Source organism: uncultured Xanthomarina sp., from assembly GCF_963971605.1.
GTDB lineage: Bacteria > Bacteroidota > Bacteroidia > Flavobacteriales > Flavobacteriaceae > Xanthomarina > Xanthomarina gelatinilytica.
Genome location: NZ_CAXATZ010000002.1, coordinates 65558 through 80282, shown reverse-complemented (window position 1 = coordinate 80282; position 14725 = coordinate 65558). Strand labels below are relative to the sequence as shown.

The 14725-nt window shown below is 35.2% G+C and carries 18 protein-coding genes and 1 tRNA gene; 8 read left to right on the top strand and 11 right to left on the bottom strand.

What is annotated here, in order from left to right:
• Positions 1–93: 93 nt before the first annotated feature.
• The 9 genes from ric to AACY93_RS01420 form a co-directional block, all read right to left on the bottom strand.
• Positions 94–825, bottom strand: coding sequence for an iron-sulfur cluster repair di-iron protein (gene ric / locus AACY93_RS01460; protein ID WP_007650324.1), 732 nt, complete (start codon positions 823–825; stop codon positions 94–96).
• 46 nt (positions 826–871) lie between these two features.
• Positions 872–1306: an Rrf2 family transcriptional regulator gene (locus AACY93_RS01455; protein WP_286853426.1), complete on the bottom strand. Its 435-nt coding sequence runs from the start codon at positions 1304–1306 to the stop codon at positions 872–874.
• Between the two features lie 678 nt (positions 1307–1984).
• Entirely contained in the window at positions 1985–2863 is an 879-nt protein-coding gene (locus tag AACY93_RS01450) for an SDR family oxidoreductase (protein WP_286853428.1), read from the bottom strand.
• 95 nt (positions 2864–2958) lie between these two features.
• Positions 2959–5082, bottom strand: coding sequence for a methylmalonyl-CoA mutase (gene scpA / locus AACY93_RS01445; RefSeq protein WP_286853429.1), 2124 nt, complete (start codon positions 5080–5082; stop codon positions 2959–2961).
• A gap of 20 nt (positions 5083–5102) precedes the next feature.
• A complete protein-coding gene (locus AACY93_RS01440; RefSeq protein WP_286853431.1) occupies positions 5103–5771 on the bottom strand; it encodes a hypothetical protein in 669 nt (222 codons plus the stop codon).
• Positions 5772–5793: 22 nt separating this feature from the next.
• Positions 5794–7161: a methylmalonyl-CoA mutase subunit beta gene (locus AACY93_RS01435; RefSeq protein ID WP_286853432.1), complete on the bottom strand. Its 1368-nt coding sequence runs from the start codon at positions 7159–7161 to the stop codon at positions 5794–5796.
• Positions 7154–7480, bottom strand: a complete 327-nt coding sequence (locus tag AACY93_RS01430) for a septum formation initiator family protein (protein WP_286853433.1) — start codon at positions 7478–7480, stop codon at positions 7154–7156. Before AACY93_RS01430 ends, AACY93_RS01435 begins: the two co-directional genes overlap by 8 nt.
• Entirely contained in the window at positions 7480–8088 is a 609-nt protein-coding gene (gene udk, locus AACY93_RS01425) for a uridine kinase (RefSeq protein WP_007650336.1), read from the bottom strand. Before udk ends, AACY93_RS01430 begins: the two co-directional genes overlap by 1 nt.
• A gap of 85 nt (positions 8089–8173) precedes the next feature.
• Positions 8174–9280 carry a PQQ-dependent sugar dehydrogenase gene (locus AACY93_RS01420; protein WP_286853434.1) on the bottom strand — a complete coding sequence of 369 codons (1107 nt, stop codon included), beginning with the start codon at positions 9278–9280 and terminating at the stop codon, positions 8174–8176.
• A 153-nt stretch (positions 9281–9433) separates the two neighbouring features.
• Between AACY93_RS01420 and AACY93_RS01415 the strand changes: the two genes are divergently transcribed.
• Positions 9434–9508, top strand: a tRNA-Pro gene (locus tag AACY93_RS01415).
• Positions 9509–9638: 130 nt separating this feature from the next.
• Here AACY93_RS01415 and AACY93_RS01410 read toward each other — a convergent pair.
• Positions 9639–10337 carry a BamA/TamA family outer membrane protein gene (locus AACY93_RS01410; RefSeq protein ID WP_286853435.1) on the bottom strand — a complete coding sequence of 233 codons (699 nt, stop codon included), beginning with the start codon at positions 10335–10337 and terminating at the stop codon, positions 9639–9641.
• Positions 10338–10563: 226 nt separating this feature from the next.
• On the opposite strand from AACY93_RS01410, the gene AACY93_RS01405 reads away from it, so the two are divergent.
• The 7 genes from AACY93_RS01405 (at position 10564) to AACY93_RS01375 (ending at position 14222) form a co-directional block, all read left to right on the top strand.
• Positions 10564–10992 (top strand): peptidylprolyl isomerase, encoded by a 429-nt coding sequence (locus tag AACY93_RS01405; protein ID WP_007650343.1) that lies wholly within the window; start codon positions 10564–10566, stop codon positions 10990–10992.
• Between the two features lie 251 nt (positions 10993–11243).
• Positions 11244–11573 carry a YtxH domain-containing protein gene (locus AACY93_RS01400; RefSeq protein ID WP_040492111.1) on the top strand — a complete coding sequence of 110 codons (330 nt, stop codon included), beginning with the start codon at positions 11244–11246 and terminating at the stop codon, positions 11571–11573.
• Positions 11574–11578: 5 nt separating this feature from the next.
• Positions 11579–11929 carry a hypothetical protein gene (locus AACY93_RS01395; RefSeq protein ID WP_286853436.1) on the top strand — a complete coding sequence of 117 codons (351 nt, stop codon included), beginning with the start codon at positions 11579–11581 and terminating at the stop codon, positions 11927–11929.
• A 3-nt stretch (positions 11930–11932) separates the two neighbouring features.
• Positions 11933–12133 carry a hypothetical protein gene (locus tag AACY93_RS01390; protein WP_286853437.1) on the top strand — a complete coding sequence of 67 codons (201 nt, stop codon included), beginning with the start codon at positions 11933–11935 and terminating at the stop codon, positions 12131–12133.
• Between the two features lie 96 nt (positions 12134–12229).
• A complete protein-coding gene (locus AACY93_RS01385; protein ID WP_286853438.1) occupies positions 12230–12469 on the top strand; it encodes a hypothetical protein in 240 nt (79 codons plus the stop codon).
• A 187-nt stretch (positions 12470–12656) separates the two neighbouring features.
• Positions 12657–13190, top strand: a complete 534-nt coding sequence (locus AACY93_RS01380; protein ID WP_040492113.1) for a lipid-binding SYLF domain-containing protein — start codon at positions 12657–12659, stop codon at positions 13188–13190.
• 126 nt (positions 13191–13316) lie between these two features.
• Positions 13317–14222: a YihY/virulence factor BrkB family protein gene (locus AACY93_RS01375; RefSeq protein ID WP_286853439.1), complete on the top strand. Its 906-nt coding sequence runs from the start codon at positions 13317–13319 to the stop codon at positions 14220–14222.
• 13 nt (positions 14223–14235) lie between these two features.
• On the opposite strand, the gene AACY93_RS01370 is transcribed toward AACY93_RS01375, so the two are convergent.
• Complete coding sequence (locus AACY93_RS01370) at positions 14236–14679, bottom strand: MgtC/SapB family protein (protein ID WP_007650353.1); 444 nt, start codon at positions 14677–14679, stop codon at positions 14236–14238.
• Between the last annotated feature and the right edge of the window lie 46 nt (positions 14680–14725).

The window sequence follows — 14725 nt, the reverse complement described above, 5'->3', positions numbered from 1 at the left end:
TTAAACTATTTTATATATATTTTAAAATCGAGGAGCCCTTGGGGAAAAGGCTCCCAGATTTAATTTAGAAAATATAATTGCTATTAATCATTCTTAAAGAAACGCTTTCTCTAATTTTGCAGCTTCAGGGAATAATATGTTATTTTCTAAATGGATATGCAAGTGTAAATCTTTTTCAAATTCGTCCAGCATCGCAAACGTAACTCTATAGGTATTGCAAGCATCTGCAGGAGGATTGTAATTGTTTGTCAATTCGGCAATTTGTCTAAAACGTTCCCCTTCATTGTCATGCTCTTGCATCATCATGGCAATAGGGTTTTCAACAGTACCAAATTGTGGTGCTAAAATGGCTCCTTTGTCTATTTGTGCTTTAACCATTTTTTTAATGAATGGGAATAATATCAACTCCTCTTTTTTCATATGAGCTGCCAATTCCCCAGCAGAAGCTGTAAACAATTCGTTTATTTTAAACAGTTCTGGGTGTCTTTCTCCATGAACCTTGCAAAGTTTGTCTAAAAACTGACGTAGTATAGGGATTTTTTCTTCCACATATCTGTGATGTTTTTTCTCTATATATTCAGCCAATAGATCCAAAGGCCAGGATTTGTAATCTATGGATTGGTTTGTGTTGGCAGTCAACACTTTGTCTAGTTCATTCAAAAGTTCGTTGCTGTCAATATTGTTTTTGGTGCAAACCTCTTCTATGGTTCTGTGCCCTTTACAGCAAAAATCTATGCCATATTTCGAGAATACGCCTGCAGTTCTGTAATCTTCGGCAACATACTGTCCTATTTGCTTTTGTGTTTCTTTTCTTAATGTTTCCATAATCAATTTATTCGGATGTTTTTATCCTATTTGTAATCAAATTTTTTTAAGTCTTTAAAAAAGCGACACCAGATTTTATATCTAGGGCCAACTCTTCTAAGTTGGTATTTTCCAACATGTATTTTAATTCGTCCCTAACCGATTTAAACTTATCATGTACAGGACATGGATGATCTTCATCACAAGTATGTAAGCCCAAACCACAGCCTCTATAAATGCTGTCGCCATCAATGGCATTTACAATTTGAGATAATTTAATGCTTGATATGGCATGTTTGTCTATCTCAAAGCCACCATAGGCGCCTTTTACAGAATTTATAATGCTATGTCTCGCCAGGTCTTGTAAAATTTTAGCTGTAAATGCTTCTGGTGAATTAATTTCCTTGGCAATAGCTTTAAGGCTTACCCTCTTACCTTCATAAGAGTTTAGCGCTATAAAAATAGACGCTTTAATACCATATTCGCATGCTTTGGAAAACATATATTAGTTTTTATTTGGTACAAATGTATGACAAAATCTTAATACGGACAAATTTATCCGAATTAAATTATGTTAAATTTTTTTAAATCCAATGTTAGGCTTTTCAATTCTTAAAATAAGGTTAATTACTAAGGAATAGTTTGAGATATATCTTTTATTGGTTATGTTAGCAGTGTCATACTTTTAGGGTTTTTTAAAATGATTATTTCTAAATTTAAACATATCATTTGTATACAGATTACATTAAACGGTGTTTTAACAGACACGTTTAGTTTTTTTAATAAAGTATCCTTTAGAAAATCCAAAATTATCTTCCTGAATTAAGTAGCACCAGCGAGTGTGCTCTAACACCTTATTTTAATCCAATAACATATCAAGTCTTGGCACTATGCCTTGATGGTTACTCGCTTAGGATAAATTTTAAACAATAAGGTTATGGTCATTAATATATTAATAATAATCCTTTAAATAATACTAAGATGGCAAGAGGAAAAAATTTAAAAGCGCCAAAAACAGATTTAAAAGAAAAAAGGCAAGAAAAAATTTTAAAGAAATTGGAAGAAAAGAAAATGCGTAAACGCAGATAACGATAGTTCGATCAACAAGTTCATGAAAATTGAAATGTTGAATTTTTTAGTTAAGTGTAATAACCCCTTGAATTGCCATGTTCAAGGGGTTTTATTTTTTATTGGCACGAATCATGGCTTCCAGCTGGTCCCACATTTGTTGAGGGATTTCTTCTAGAAGATTGAATTGTCCAGCTCCTTTTAGCCACTCGCCACCATCAATGGTAATTACTTCGCCATTTACATAGCTGGAAAAATCGGAAACCAAATATGCTGCCAGATTGGCAAGCTCCTGATGTTCTCCCACACGATTTAAAGGTACTTTTTTAGCCATATCAAATTTCTCTTTAAGATCTCCAGGTAAAAGTCTGTCCCATGCTCCCTTTGTAGGGAAAGGTCCTGGTGCAATGGCATTAAAACGCATGCCATATTTTGCCCATTCCACAGCTAGACTTCTAGTCATGGCCAATACACCTGCTTTTGCTGTGGCACTGGGAACCACATAAGCAGAACCTGTCCAAGCATAGGTTGTAACAATATTTAAAACTACTGTGTTGGTGTGTTTGCTGTCTATCCAATGTTTTCCAAAAGCTAAGGTGCAATTTTTGGTCCCTTTTAAAACAATGTCTATAACCGTATCAAAGGCATTTGCAGACAGACGCTCTGTAGGACTGATAAAATTTCCTGCAGCATTGTTCAATAAAATATCTACTTTTCCAAAGCGTTCAAGAACTTGGTTGAGCATGTGTTCCACTTCGTCGTAATGCCTGACATCGCATTGGATAGCTAAACAAGTACCACCAGTTTCTGTTTCCAATTCTTTAGCAGTTGCCCGTAGTTTCTCTAAATTCCTGGAGGTAATGGCAACTTGTGCACCAAGTTCCAAAAAATATTTGGTCATAGCTTTTCCAAGACCAGAGCCACCTCCTGTAACTACGATGGTTTTTCCTTTTAAAGCGTTATCGCGAAGCATTTTTGCTGTGTGGCTCATGATTTAATGGGTTTTTAATTTTTATTGCAATACAAGTATTCATAAACAGTGAAGAAACAATCACAGTTTTCTGAAAATGCATCCAAACAGAATAATTAATCTATCAAAATATCTAATATTTGTATGGCTGCATCGCTTATCTTAGTTCCAGGGCCAAAAACAGCTACAGCACCAGCATCAAACAAATATTGGTAATCTTGCTTTGGGATTACACCTCCAACAACTACCATAATATCGTCTCTACCATATTTTTTTAGTGCTTCTATAACTTGTGGCACAAGGGTTTTGTGTCCGGCAGCCAAAGAGGACACGCCAAGAATGTGCACATCATTTTCCACAGCCTGTTTGGCTGCTTCTTCTGGAGTTTGGAAAAGAGGACCAATATCCACATCAAAACCAACATCTGCGTACCCTGTAGCCACTACTTTGGCACCTCTATCGTGGCCATCTTGACCCATTTTCGCAATCATGATTCGTGGTCTTCTACCATCTTGCTCGGCAAATGTGTCTGCCAATTGTTTGGCTTTGCTAAATGAGTCGTCGTTTTTAATTTCTTTGCTATACACTCCAGAAAAAGATTTTATTTGAGCCTTGTAACGTCCGAAAACTGTTTCTAAAGCATCGCTAATTTCACCTAAAGTAGCTCTTTCACGAGCAGCTTCTATGGCTAAAGCTAATAAATTATTTTCTCCTGAACGAGCAGCTTGAGTTAAATTTGATAAGGTTTGTTTTACTTTTTTGGAATCTCTTTTAGCTTTAATGGTGTTTAATCGTTCTATTTGAGAATTTCTAACCGTTTGATTGTCTACCTCTAGAGTGGAAATAGGGTCTTCCTTTGCTAATCTATATTTATTGACTCCTACAATAATATCTTCTCCAGAATCAATTCTTGCTTGTTTTCTTGCGGCAGCTTCTTCAATTCTAAGCTTTGGGATTCCAGCTTCAATGGCCTTGGTCATGCCACCAAGCTCTTCTACTTCTTCAATAAGCTCCCAAGCTTTTTGGGTAATATCATGTGTTAATTTTTCAACATAGTAACTGCCAGCCCAAGGATCTACGGTTTTGGTGATTTTGGTTTCTTCTTGTAAAAATATTTGTGTGTTTCTGGCAATTCTGGCAGAAAAATCCGTTGGTAAAGCTATGGCTTCGTCCAAGGCATTGGTATGCAAGGATTGGGTGCCACCAAAAGCAGCTGCAGCTGCTTCAATACAGGTTCTAGCAACATTGTTGAATGGATCCTGCTCTGTTAAACTCCAACCACTTGTTTGGCAATGGGTTCTTAAAGCTAAGGATTTGGAGTTTTTTGGATGAAACTGTTTTACCAGTTTGGCCCAAAGCATTCTGGCAGCTCTCATTTTGGCAATTTCCATAAAATGATTCATTCCTATAGCCCAAAAAAATGATAGTCTAGGAGCAAAGGTGTCAATATCCATGCCTGCTTCCAAACCTTTTCGAATATATTCCAGACCATCTGCCAAGGTATAGGCCAATTCAATATCGCAAGTGGCACCAGCTTCCTGCATATGATAGCCTGAAATACTGATACTATTGAATTTTGGCATGTGCTTGCTGGTGTATTCAAAAATATCCGAAATGATTTTCATGGATGGTGTAGGAGGATAGATGTAGGTATTACGTACCATAAACTCCTTTAAAATATCGTTTTGAATGGTTCCGGCAAGTTGTTCTGGAGAAACGCCTTGCTCTTCGGCAGCCACAATGTAAAATGCCATAATAGGTAATACAGCCCCATTCATGGTCATGGAAACCGACATTTTATCCAAGGGAATTTGGTCGAAAAGAATTTTCATATCCTCAACCGAGTCGATGGCCACACCAGCTTTACCAACATCTCCAACCACACGTTCATGATCTGAATCGTAGCCTCTATGCGTTGCCAAATCAAAAGCAACGGATAAGCCTTTTTGGCCTGCAGCCAGATTTCGTCTATAAAAAGCATTGCTTTCTTCAGCTGTTGAAAAACCTGCATATTGACGAATGGTCCAAGGTCTTCGAACAAACATCGTGCTGTAAGGTCCACGTAAAAAAGGCGCTATTCCAGCTGCAAAATTTAAATGTTCCAATTCGCTTAAATCTTCTTTGGAATAGGTGGATTTTACATCAATATTTTCAGCCGTGTTAAAGGTGCTGTTGGAGGTAGCCTTTTCGTTTTTAGAAGCTTTTTTTAGTGTGATATGTTGAATGTTTTTTCTAGACATATTGGTTGGATATCAAATTCTTAACCTTTTTTTTCGCTGTTTAAGATTACGTTTTGAGGTGTGCCTTTTACGGCTTTGTTTGTATTGGCCTTGTCTGTTTCAGGTTTTTCGGTTACTGTTGTTGGGTCTACTTGAAACAAACGAGCATAGAATAGGTCCAACGCAATATAAGCAGCCATGTATCTATCGTCGTGAGCATTTTTCACATGTTTAATTAGTGGTGCTCCAAATAAATCTGGGCGCATGCTGTTTGTGGAAACCAAGGCATTGAATGTGGTTTGTAGGTCTTTGTTTTTGAAATTACTTGATACGCATTTAAAAATATCAGCATTATAATTGATGCTGTTGTCTGCATTCCAAAGATACTTATCTTGTTTTAAGGCTTCAAAAACCTCCATGGTATGTGGAGATACTATGTCTTGGTAATTAACCCTATTTGCTATGGCATCTCTGGTGAAAAAGGAGTAAGATCTGCGTAAATCTTTGTTTTGGGGATTGTATTTATTGGTAATATCATCTTCAAAAGAAAGTAAAGCCTCAAAATACAATTTGGTGTCTAAATTATCGCAAACTAAAATATTTTCTTTGTCGGCATATTTGTAATTGGTAAAAGAAGCCGATTTATTTTTACAGTTAAAAAGCGTGAAGCATAATGCAATAATTGAAAATTTTAATAGTGTTTTGCTCATCATTTTAATTTTAAATTGTTAATTATTCGGTTTTTAGTCTGTTTTGTTCTAAGTTTTCAGCCAATCTTTTTTCTATAATGGGCTCCAAAAGTGTTTTTCGTGGTTTTGTTTTTACAAACGGATACAATTCCAATTCGTGTTTCATTTTGTCATTTGGGTTGGGATGTTTATTGGTTCCCAACAAAATCTCTTCGCCATTATTGAATTGGTTCTGTTCTCTTTCGGCACTTTCCTTTATTTTCCTTTGGATGATGCCTTCTTTCAATTGTTTTAAAAACCCTCCATTGGCTTCAATATCTTTAAATAATTCCAGGGCTTTTTCAGCCAATTGCTGAGTGAGGCTTTCAATATAATAAACGCCATCTGCTGGATTGTTTACTTTGTCGAAATAACTTTCATGTTTTAAAACCAATAGTTGATTTCTTGAAATCCTACTGCCAAACTCATTGTCTTTATGGTATATGGCATCGTAAGCCAAATTGTTAATAAAATTTGAACCTCCTAAAATGGCACTCATGCATTCGGTTGTGGTTCGGAGCAGATTGGTATTGTAATCGTATAGTGTTTTATTGCGTTTGGTTGGTGTTGAAAATATCAGGCACTCGGTTGGTATGTTGTATTCCAAAGCCAATGTTTCCCATAAAATCCTTAAGGCCCTTAGCTTTGCAATTTCAAAGAAATAATTGGTGCCCAAGGAAACATTGAAAATTACTTGAAGGGTTTGCCTCGTTTCTTTTGCAACAACATCAAGATGATTTAAATATTCGTTAACATGAGCCATGGCATAAGCCAATTGCTGCACCATGGTTGCACCAGCGTTTTGGTATAAAGAAGCATCCACGCTCAAGGTTGCCGTTGTGTTTACTATGGTGTCCAATAGTTTTTGGTCTTCCTGCAAGTTTGCATACCAATTACCCGTTTTGGCCAGATTTCCTATGATATCTATAAGGATAAAGATATTTTTTGTTGAAGTTTTTTCGGTAAGTATCTGCACATAAGAAGCAGATAAAAACTGAAGTTCAAAAAACAGTTTTGTGTTATTTAAATCAATGTTTTTTAACAGGGTTTCAATTGAAATGTCTTCGGAAGGGATGATGAATTTTAGGCTTTCCGTCCCTTTATTCAACAGCTCTTGTGCTTTGGCATTGGACTTTTCCACATCTGCGACAAAAATGGTTTCACAAATGTTCCATTGTGTAGCTTTGGATGACGAAACATAGGGAAGGGAAGAAAACTCATCGGCATGATAAAATGGTTTTACATCAATTCCTTCATTCGATTTCCAGATTAAGGTGTCGTTATAATCGGCACCTTTTAAATCTGCTTGAATTTTTTGTTTCCATTCTTTGGATGAAACGTCGCTAAATTCCTCAAATAATTTTTTACTCATTTTTCTTTGCTTTAGCTAGGCTGTCTTGATATTCAATAATGAATATGTCTTCATTGTCCTTTTTCATGTAATATTTTTCGCGAGCCAATTTTTCCACACCTTCTTCTGTGCTTAATTCTTTAATGGCTTTACGGTCTTTTATAATTTCGTTTTTATAAAATTCTTTTTCGGCTTCCAGTTCTTCAATATCAGAGTTTAACTCGTTGTGAATTAACCAGGAATTAGCATCGAAAAAAAACATCCAAACAGCAAACACCACGAGTATCAAAACAAAAATGTTTTTAAAGGGTTTTAAGTATTTGCTTTGTTTTTTTGCCATTATACTAAACGATGATTAATGATGGTTTTAACAATGTCTATAGCCACTGTATTGTATTTATTATTTGGTATAATAATATCAGCATATTCCTTCATGGGCTCAATAAACTGCTGATGCATGGGTTTTAAGGTGTTTTGATATCTAGAAAGAACTTCTTCTATATCGCGACCTCTTTCGGTAATATCACGTTTTAACCTTCTTATTAATCGTTCATCACTATCTGCATGAACAAATATTTTTATGTCGAACATGTCCCTTAATTCAGGATTTGTTAGTATTAAAATACCTTCAACAATCATTACTTTTCTGGGATGTGTTAAAATGGTGTCTCCAGTTCTGTTGTGTTTTATAAAGGAATATACAGGTTGATGAATGTCGTTTCCTTTTCTTAATTCTTTTAAATGGCTTTCCAGTAATTCAAAATCTATGGAACGAGGATGGTCAAAATTAATTTTTACACGTTCATCAAAACTTAAGTGGGACGTGTCTTTATAATATGAGTCTTGTGAAATCACACCAACTTCCCCTTCAGGTAATTGGTTTAAAATTTGATTGACCACTGTGGTTTTTCCACAGCCTGTTCCACCTGCAATTCCTATAATTAGCATGAATATGTATTTTATTTAAAGCACAAATTTAGTTATTTACATTGGAAATACGAGAGGTATTTACGAAACTTACAGGACACTATTTTTAATTTTCAGGTAATAGCTTTACAATGCCTAAATTCTCTATTCCAACATAGATATAGCCATCTGGACCTTGTTCAAGGGAACGAACGCGACCAAGGCCTTCTAAAATTTTTTCTTCTTTAATTACTTTCTTTCCATCCAAAACACACCTGCTTACATATTGAAATTTTAAGGAGCCAACCAGTAAGTTGCCTTTCCATTCGGGATACACACTACTGGAAATAAAAGCCATTCCACTAGGAGCAATGGAAGGTACCCAATAGTGAATAGGAGGTTCAATTCCTGGCAAGGTGGTGTAGTCTGAAATTTTAGTGCCAACATAATTAACGCCGTAAGACACTTTTGGCCAACCGTAATTTTCACCAGCTTTTATAATGTTAATCTCGTCGCCACCTTTTGGGCCATGCTCATGAGACCAGATTTCTCCAGTCTCTGGATGAATTTTCATACCTTGAGGATTTCGGTTACCATAGGTGTAAATGGCTTTTTTGGCATTTGGGGTATTGTAAAATGGATTATTTTCTGGAATGCGACCATCATCAAAAAGCCTGTAAACCTTTCCTCCATCTCTAGTAAGGTCCTGAGGATTAATGTCTTCTTCGCCTCTGTCTCCAATGGTAAAATACAAATAGCCTTCTTTATCAAACACGATTCTTGAACCAAAATGATAGCCTACAGGAGTGTTTGGGCTGGCTTTATAAAGCAGTTCCTTGTTTATAAGTTGGTTGTCTTTTATTTGTGCTCTCATTATGGCAGTGTTGCAACCTTCTTCTTCACCTTCGGGAGACGCATAGGAAAAATAAATCCAACCGTTGTTTTTATAGTCAGGATGTAATTCAATATCCATAAAGCCACCTTGACCAAGAAGTTCAATTTCAGGAAGCCCTTCAATAAGGGTTTTTTTTCCATCTTTGAAATGAATCAACTCACCCTTTTTTTCAGTAATCAACATGGCGTTGTCTGGTAAAAAGGCAAAACCCCAAGGAATGTTCAATTCAGGGACTATAATTTGGTATGTATCTTTGGAAGCCGGTTCTTTTTTTGCTTGCGCACAAGCTAAGATGCTGATAAAACAAATAAGAATGTAAAGCGAATGACGAATTTTCATGTTTATAAGGTTTAATCCATAAATTTAAAAAATAAAAGTTGTTTGTTGTTAAAGAAAAGCTATATATTTGCACCTCAAAATTTAGATAACCAATTCGGGGTGTAGCCCCTCGACATTGCTCGGGGTAAACCACACTACGAATTTTACATTTTTCGGGGTGTAGCGTAGCCCGGTTATCGCGCCGCGTTTGGGACGCGGAGGTCGCAGGTTCGAATCCTGCCACCCCGACTTAATAAGCCAAAAAATCATTTTGATATTTTGGCTTATTTTTTTGGAAAGCAATTTGTTTGCTTTGACAAACAAAACAATCAAAGGTTCCAAAAATTCTTATGCAAAGAATTGGTATTATAAAAAAATGCTATTTCCTATTGTTCCAAGCGCAGCCAAAAACAATATAGTATCCAAAATCGTGATTGGACCAAGCCACATCTATTCCCATTCTAATTTTAAATTTCCTTGCAATTAAATATCTAAACCCAGTTCCGTAATTATAAATCAATTCAGCATTGGAAAAGGAGTCGTTTTCTTCAACAGCCTTAGCTAAGCCACCAAAACCCATTAAACTCCTCCTTGTGGTAAAATCAAAACGTTGTTCTGTTTCCATTACATAGGTGGATTTGCCTTGATATCGCATTTTAGGTACACCTCGTAAATTTATATAGGGTTCTGTGTAAAAAGGAGCGTCCTTGAATTGCATTTCTGAAGCAAGTCGCAGTCCGCTAACCAATTTAGGTGTAAACTGATGGTAATACAATGCAGAAATTTCCAAATTTCCAAACGTATAATCGCTTCCTGTCCAATTGGCATTAAAATGATAGGTTGTGTTTATTAAAAATCCTTTATCAGGAGTAAAAATATTGTCTCTGTTATCAAACTCCACTACAAGTCCAGGGCTGCTTAAAATACTTTTCAATGATTTTTCTTCAACAAAATCTGGAAGTGTTTCAAATTGAAGGAAAATACAATCCTTTATAGGATTCAATAAAAAATCACTGTAATCCAATTTATTGTCCAAAGAATCCCTGAGGGTTTTTTTTTGGTTTGGTAGATTGTGCATAACTTGAAAATGCAAAAACCAGAGTTGTGATTATTACCAAAACACATTTTAAAATTCTCATACTTCCGTTCATGATTAAAATAAAAGTAAGCATATTTTTTATGTAATTAAAAAATAGAATGTTTTTTTAAAGTATTACGTTAATATTTTAATAACAGTTGGTAGTTTTATGGTATTCCGGGTAATAATTGGTAGTTTTGCCCAAATTATTAAAAAACACAATTTTATGAGTCATGTAAAAGAGAATGATACGGTTAAAGTTCATTACACAGGAAAATTAAGTAACGGTCAAGTGTTTGACAGTTCTTTGGATAGAGATCCTTTAGAGTTTACACTTGGTCAAGGTATGTTGATTCCTGGTTTTGAAAAAGCTGTATTGGATATGAAGGTAGCCGATAAGAAAACAGTTGTTATTGCCAAAGAAGAAGCATATGGTGACGTTAGGAAGGAGTTGTTCCACGAAGTGAAAAAAGAACAATTACCTCAAGATATGGCACCAGAAGTAGGTATGGGATTAGCATCAAAAAATCCAGATGGATCTGAAAATCAGTTTCGAGTGGTTGCTGTAAATGAAGATCATATTATTGTTGATGGAAACCACCCTTTGGCTGGTCAAGATTTAACTTTTGAATTGGAATTGGTTGAAATAAAATAACAGTTATCCAACATAACCACAAAGCCTGGGAAAACCCAGGCTTTTTTATGCCTAAATGTTAAATTATTTATAATTACAGCCTTAAATTGAAAAATCTATGGTATTATATATTAAATCAACGTGCCGAACTGGTTAAAAGTCAAGGACTTTTAGTAAATTGCATATGTAGATGATACCAATTTGGTATTTAGATTTGTTAGAGAGAAAATCTCACAGATTACAAAATTATTAACTAAAAAAATTAAATGATCATGGGAAAAGAAAGTAGTACATTATTGGGAATATTGGCAGGAACTGCCATAGGAGCCACTTTAGGAATTTTGTTTGCACCAGACAAGGGTTCTAAAACCAGACAAAGAATAGCCGATGAAGCTGCAGCTGCCAGAGATAGAGTGTCTGAAGAAGCACATCACTTAAGGGACAAGGTGGCTCATTCGGTTTCCAGTAAAAAAGAAACCTTGGATGAGCAATTGGAAACTATAGTAAGCAATGTAAGCCACAAGACAGAAGACGTAATTACTTCTTTGGAAAAAAAATTAAGCGAACTAAAAGCTAAAAACAAAAAGTACCAAAAATCTTAATTTGAATGAACCTTTTTGAATCTATAAACAATACATCTGGCAAGATGGCAGATGCAGGAGAAATTTATGTAAAAAAATCACAAGAATACATTAAATTAAAAGTATTCCAACAGATTAGTATTTCTGTAAGTTTTTTTGCAAAAGCCCTTATTATTGGAGGTTTGCTATTTGTCGGATTGTTTTTCTTGGCATTTGCACTGGCTTTGGCTATAGGTGAATGGCTTAACAGCTTGGCCTTGGGATATTTAATAGTTGCTGCCATTTTTTTAATTGTAACAGCTGTAGTATATTACAACAGAGCTTTTATTAACAATAAAATTATTAAAAGTCTATCTTCTAAATTTTTTGACACCTAACACATGAAACAATATCACTCTTTTGAAGACATAGAAACAGATTTAAAACGTCTGGATTTGGAAAGACATATTGCTTGGGAAGAAATGAAACTTATAAAAAGTGAATTTCAAGAAGAATTAAAACCAGCAAATTGGTTACAAACTGCACTTAATATAGCAGGAAAATATGGCTTGTTTTTACTTACTAAGCGTATTTTTAAATAAAACTCATTTCAACAAAGGATAAAAAGGAATCGTTAAATGGTTCCTTTTTAATTTTAAAGTAACTACAGACTTAATTATGTTTTAATATATGCAACTATGGTAAAACTTTACATCATAGGAATCAGTATTTTACTGGTTGCCATAATAGCCAATGCAGTAGCCATTAAAATTGGGCTTAAATCCTGGTACGTTTTTATACAGTTGTTGAGTGACATAGGGTTAAGCGCTTTTAGGGAGCTAAACCTGTGGGATTATTTTTGGATGTTTTTAGGGTATCCTTTAACCTTGGGGTTGGGTTATTTATTGGGAGCCAAACTTTATGCTATTTTCTTTTGAATAAAAGAATGAAGATTTACTCTTAATAACACTTTACGTTTTTAATAAAAATTAAATTTTCAGAAACCACCTAATGGGATCATAGGTTTTTGATTTTTAAGGATTTGAGCTAATATTTGAATTTTTTGAGTCAGTCCTTAAAGAGTCAATTAAATATCTTTGAGTGAAACTTAAAATCAATACAATTATGAAGACTCTTAAAACATTTATGGCAGTATGCCTTCTATTTATAACATTAGGTGTCACTGCTCAAAACGACAAAGACAAAGAAGTAATGGCGCATGCCGACAAGGCAAAAGCAGCATTATTGGAAAAAGATCCAGGACTGGAGAAATTTTTTGACAGTGCCTCAGGCTATGTTATTTTTCCTACCATAGGAAAAGGAGCACTGGTTATTGGAGGTGCTATGGGTAATGGTGTGGTGTATGAAAACGGAAACGCCATTGGGATGGCCAACATTAAAAAACTAAGTGTAGGGCTTCAAGCTGGAGGACAAGCATTAACTGAGGTTATCTTTTTTGAAACAGATGAAGCATTGGAAAAGTTCAAGGAAGGAAATTTTGAATTTGCAGCTCAAGTTTCTGCAGTGGTTGCAGACAAAGGGGTTTCTGAAGACGCGAATTATAGCGACAATGTTATTGTGTTTGCTATGCCAAAAGCAGGTTTAATGGCCGACACTTCGGTTGGAGGACAGAAATTTGAATACCATCCATTCAAATAATACAACAAAAACCTATAAATATAAAAGGTTGGCAATTGGTCAGCCTTTTTTTTTATAAATTTAATTGAGTTAAGTAAAAGTTGTTTTCAGTTAACCTAATAAGGGATATCATAATAGATTTATATCATGACAGAAGCAAACACAAAAACATTTAAAATACAGGACTTGCCTTCATTGATTGTGGATACCTATAAGGCTTGGGATGCCAGTAACCCTTTTAGGTTGAGTGCTGTAGTGGCCTATTACGCCGTACTTTCCATGCCTGGACTATTGGTTATCATTATTAATTTGGTAGGTTCTGTTTGGGGAGTTGAAATCGTTCAAGGAAAATTAACCGATGAAATATCCAGTGCCTTGGGACGTGATGCAGCCGAATCCATTCAGACCATGATGATAGAAACACAAAATGAAAACAAAAGCACCATGGCAACTATTCTGGGTATTGCAACCTTGATTTTTGGTGCTACAGGAGTTTTTTATCATCTACAATTGTCATTAAATCAAATTTGGCAAGTTGGCTCAGAAAATTCAATGACTTTTTTAAAAATGCTATGGAGCCGAGCCAGAAGTTTTGCTTTTATTTTGGCCATGGGTTTTTTATTGCTGATTAGTTTTTTAATTACTGCCGCTATTTCGGTTTTAACAGATTACATTCAAAGCTTGTTCCCAGATTTAATAGTTTACATTGCTTTTGTCATGGATTTTATTGTTTCCGTTGGGATTATAACGGTGTTATTTGCCATGATTTTTAAATTTTTGCCCGATGCTAAAATTAGATGGAAAACGGTATGGATTGGTGCTGTTATTACTTCGGTATTGTTTGTTTTAGGAAAATTTTTGTTGGGTCTCTATTTTGGTGAAGCCAATCCAGGTTCTACTTATGGTGCAGCAGGTACCATTGTATTGATACTGCTTTGGGTTTCTTATTCTTGCTTAATTTTATTTTTTGGTGCCCAATTTACTTGGGTCTATGCAGAACGTTATGGTTTGGGAATCCAGCCTAGTTCAAAAAAGGAAAAACTAAAGGCATAATCTTAACATGTTTTTATTTATTTATTTTCAAATCCAAATATCCAAAAACCAAGTTTATAATTATAACCAATAAGGTAAGGACTATAAGTTCAAAAAACATGGAAGTGGCAGCCAAACATCCTGCACCTGCACTGCACCAAACCGTTGCAGCTGTTGTTAATCCTTTTATGGTGTCCTTTTTCTGTAATATCACACCACCTCCTAAAAAACCAATTCCTGTAACCACTTGACTTAGTACACGTGTTATGTCTGCGTAATCCTCACCTTGAAATTTAAGTGATATCAAAACATATACTGCAGCACCAATGGCTACCAATGCATTTGTTTTTAAACCAGCACTTTTGCCTTTATATTCTCTTTCCAAACCAATAAGAAGACCCGAAACTGTGGCTATGCCAATCTTTATGGAAAAATCCAAAACCTCTTTTGCTTCAAAAGTAAATAACTCAGATATCATATTCTTTTAGTTAAAAAAAACACCTCTAATTGTGTGTTAGAGGTAT

Bases quoted from the DNA above. Each gene is read 5' to 3' on its own strand.
- ric (WP_007650324.1), bottom strand. From the start codon at position 825: ATGGAAACATTAAGAAAAGAAACACAAAAGCAAATAGGACAGTATGTT.
- AACY93_RS01455 (WP_286853426.1), bottom strand. From the start codon at position 1,306: ATGTTTTCCAAAGCATGCGAATATGGTATTAAAGCGTCTATTTTTATA.
- AACY93_RS01450 (WP_286853428.1), bottom strand. From the start codon at position 2,863: ATGAGCCACACAGCAAAAATGCTTCGCGATAACGCTTTAAAAGGAAAA.
- scpA (WP_286853429.1), bottom strand. From the start codon at position 5,082: ATGTCTAGAAAAAACATTCAACATATCACACTAAAAAAAGCTTCTAAA.
- AACY93_RS01440 (WP_286853431.1), bottom strand. From the start codon at position 5,771: ATGAGCAAAACACTATTAAAATTTTCAATTATTGCATTATGCTTCACG.
- AACY93_RS01435 (WP_286853432.1), bottom strand. From the start codon at position 7,161: ATGAGTAAAAAATTATTTGAGGAATTTAGCGACGTTTCATCCAAAGAA.
- AACY93_RS01430 (WP_286853433.1), bottom strand. From the start codon at position 7,480: ATGGCAAAAAAACAAAGCAAATACTTAAAACCCTTTAAAAACATTTTT.
- udk (WP_007650336.1), bottom strand. From the start codon at position 8,088: ATGCTAATTATAGGAATTGCAGGTGGAACAGGCTGTGGAAAAACCACA.
- AACY93_RS01420 (WP_286853434.1), bottom strand. From the start codon at position 9,280: ATGAAAATTCGTCATTCGCTTTACATTCTTATTTGTTTTATCAGCATC.
- AACY93_RS01410 (WP_286853435.1), bottom strand. From the start codon at position 10,337: ATGCACAATCTACCAAACCAAAAAAAAACCCTCAGGGATTCTTTGGAC.
- AACY93_RS01405 (WP_007650343.1), top strand. From the start codon at position 10,564: ATGAGTCATGTAAAAGAGAATGATACGGTTAAAGTTCATTACACAGGA.
- AACY93_RS01400 (WP_040492111.1), top strand. From the start codon at position 11,244: ATGGGAAAAGAAAGTAGTACATTATTGGGAATATTGGCAGGAACTGCC.
- AACY93_RS01395 (WP_286853436.1), top strand. From the start codon at position 11,579: ATGAACCTTTTTGAATCTATAAACAATACATCTGGCAAGATGGCAGAT.
- AACY93_RS01390 (WP_286853437.1), top strand. From the start codon at position 11,933: ATGAAACAATATCACTCTTTTGAAGACATAGAAACAGATTTAAAACGT.
- AACY93_RS01385 (WP_286853438.1), top strand. From the start codon at position 12,230: ATGGTAAAACTTTACATCATAGGAATCAGTATTTTACTGGTTGCCATA.
- AACY93_RS01380 (WP_040492113.1), top strand. From the start codon at position 12,657: ATGAAGACTCTTAAAACATTTATGGCAGTATGCCTTCTATTTATAACA.
- AACY93_RS01375 (WP_286853439.1), top strand. From the start codon at position 13,317: ATGACAGAAGCAAACACAAAAACATTTAAAATACAGGACTTGCCTTCA.
- AACY93_RS01370 (WP_007650353.1), bottom strand. From the start codon at position 14,679: ATGATATCTGAGTTATTTACTTTTGAAGCAAAAGAGGTTTTGGATTTT.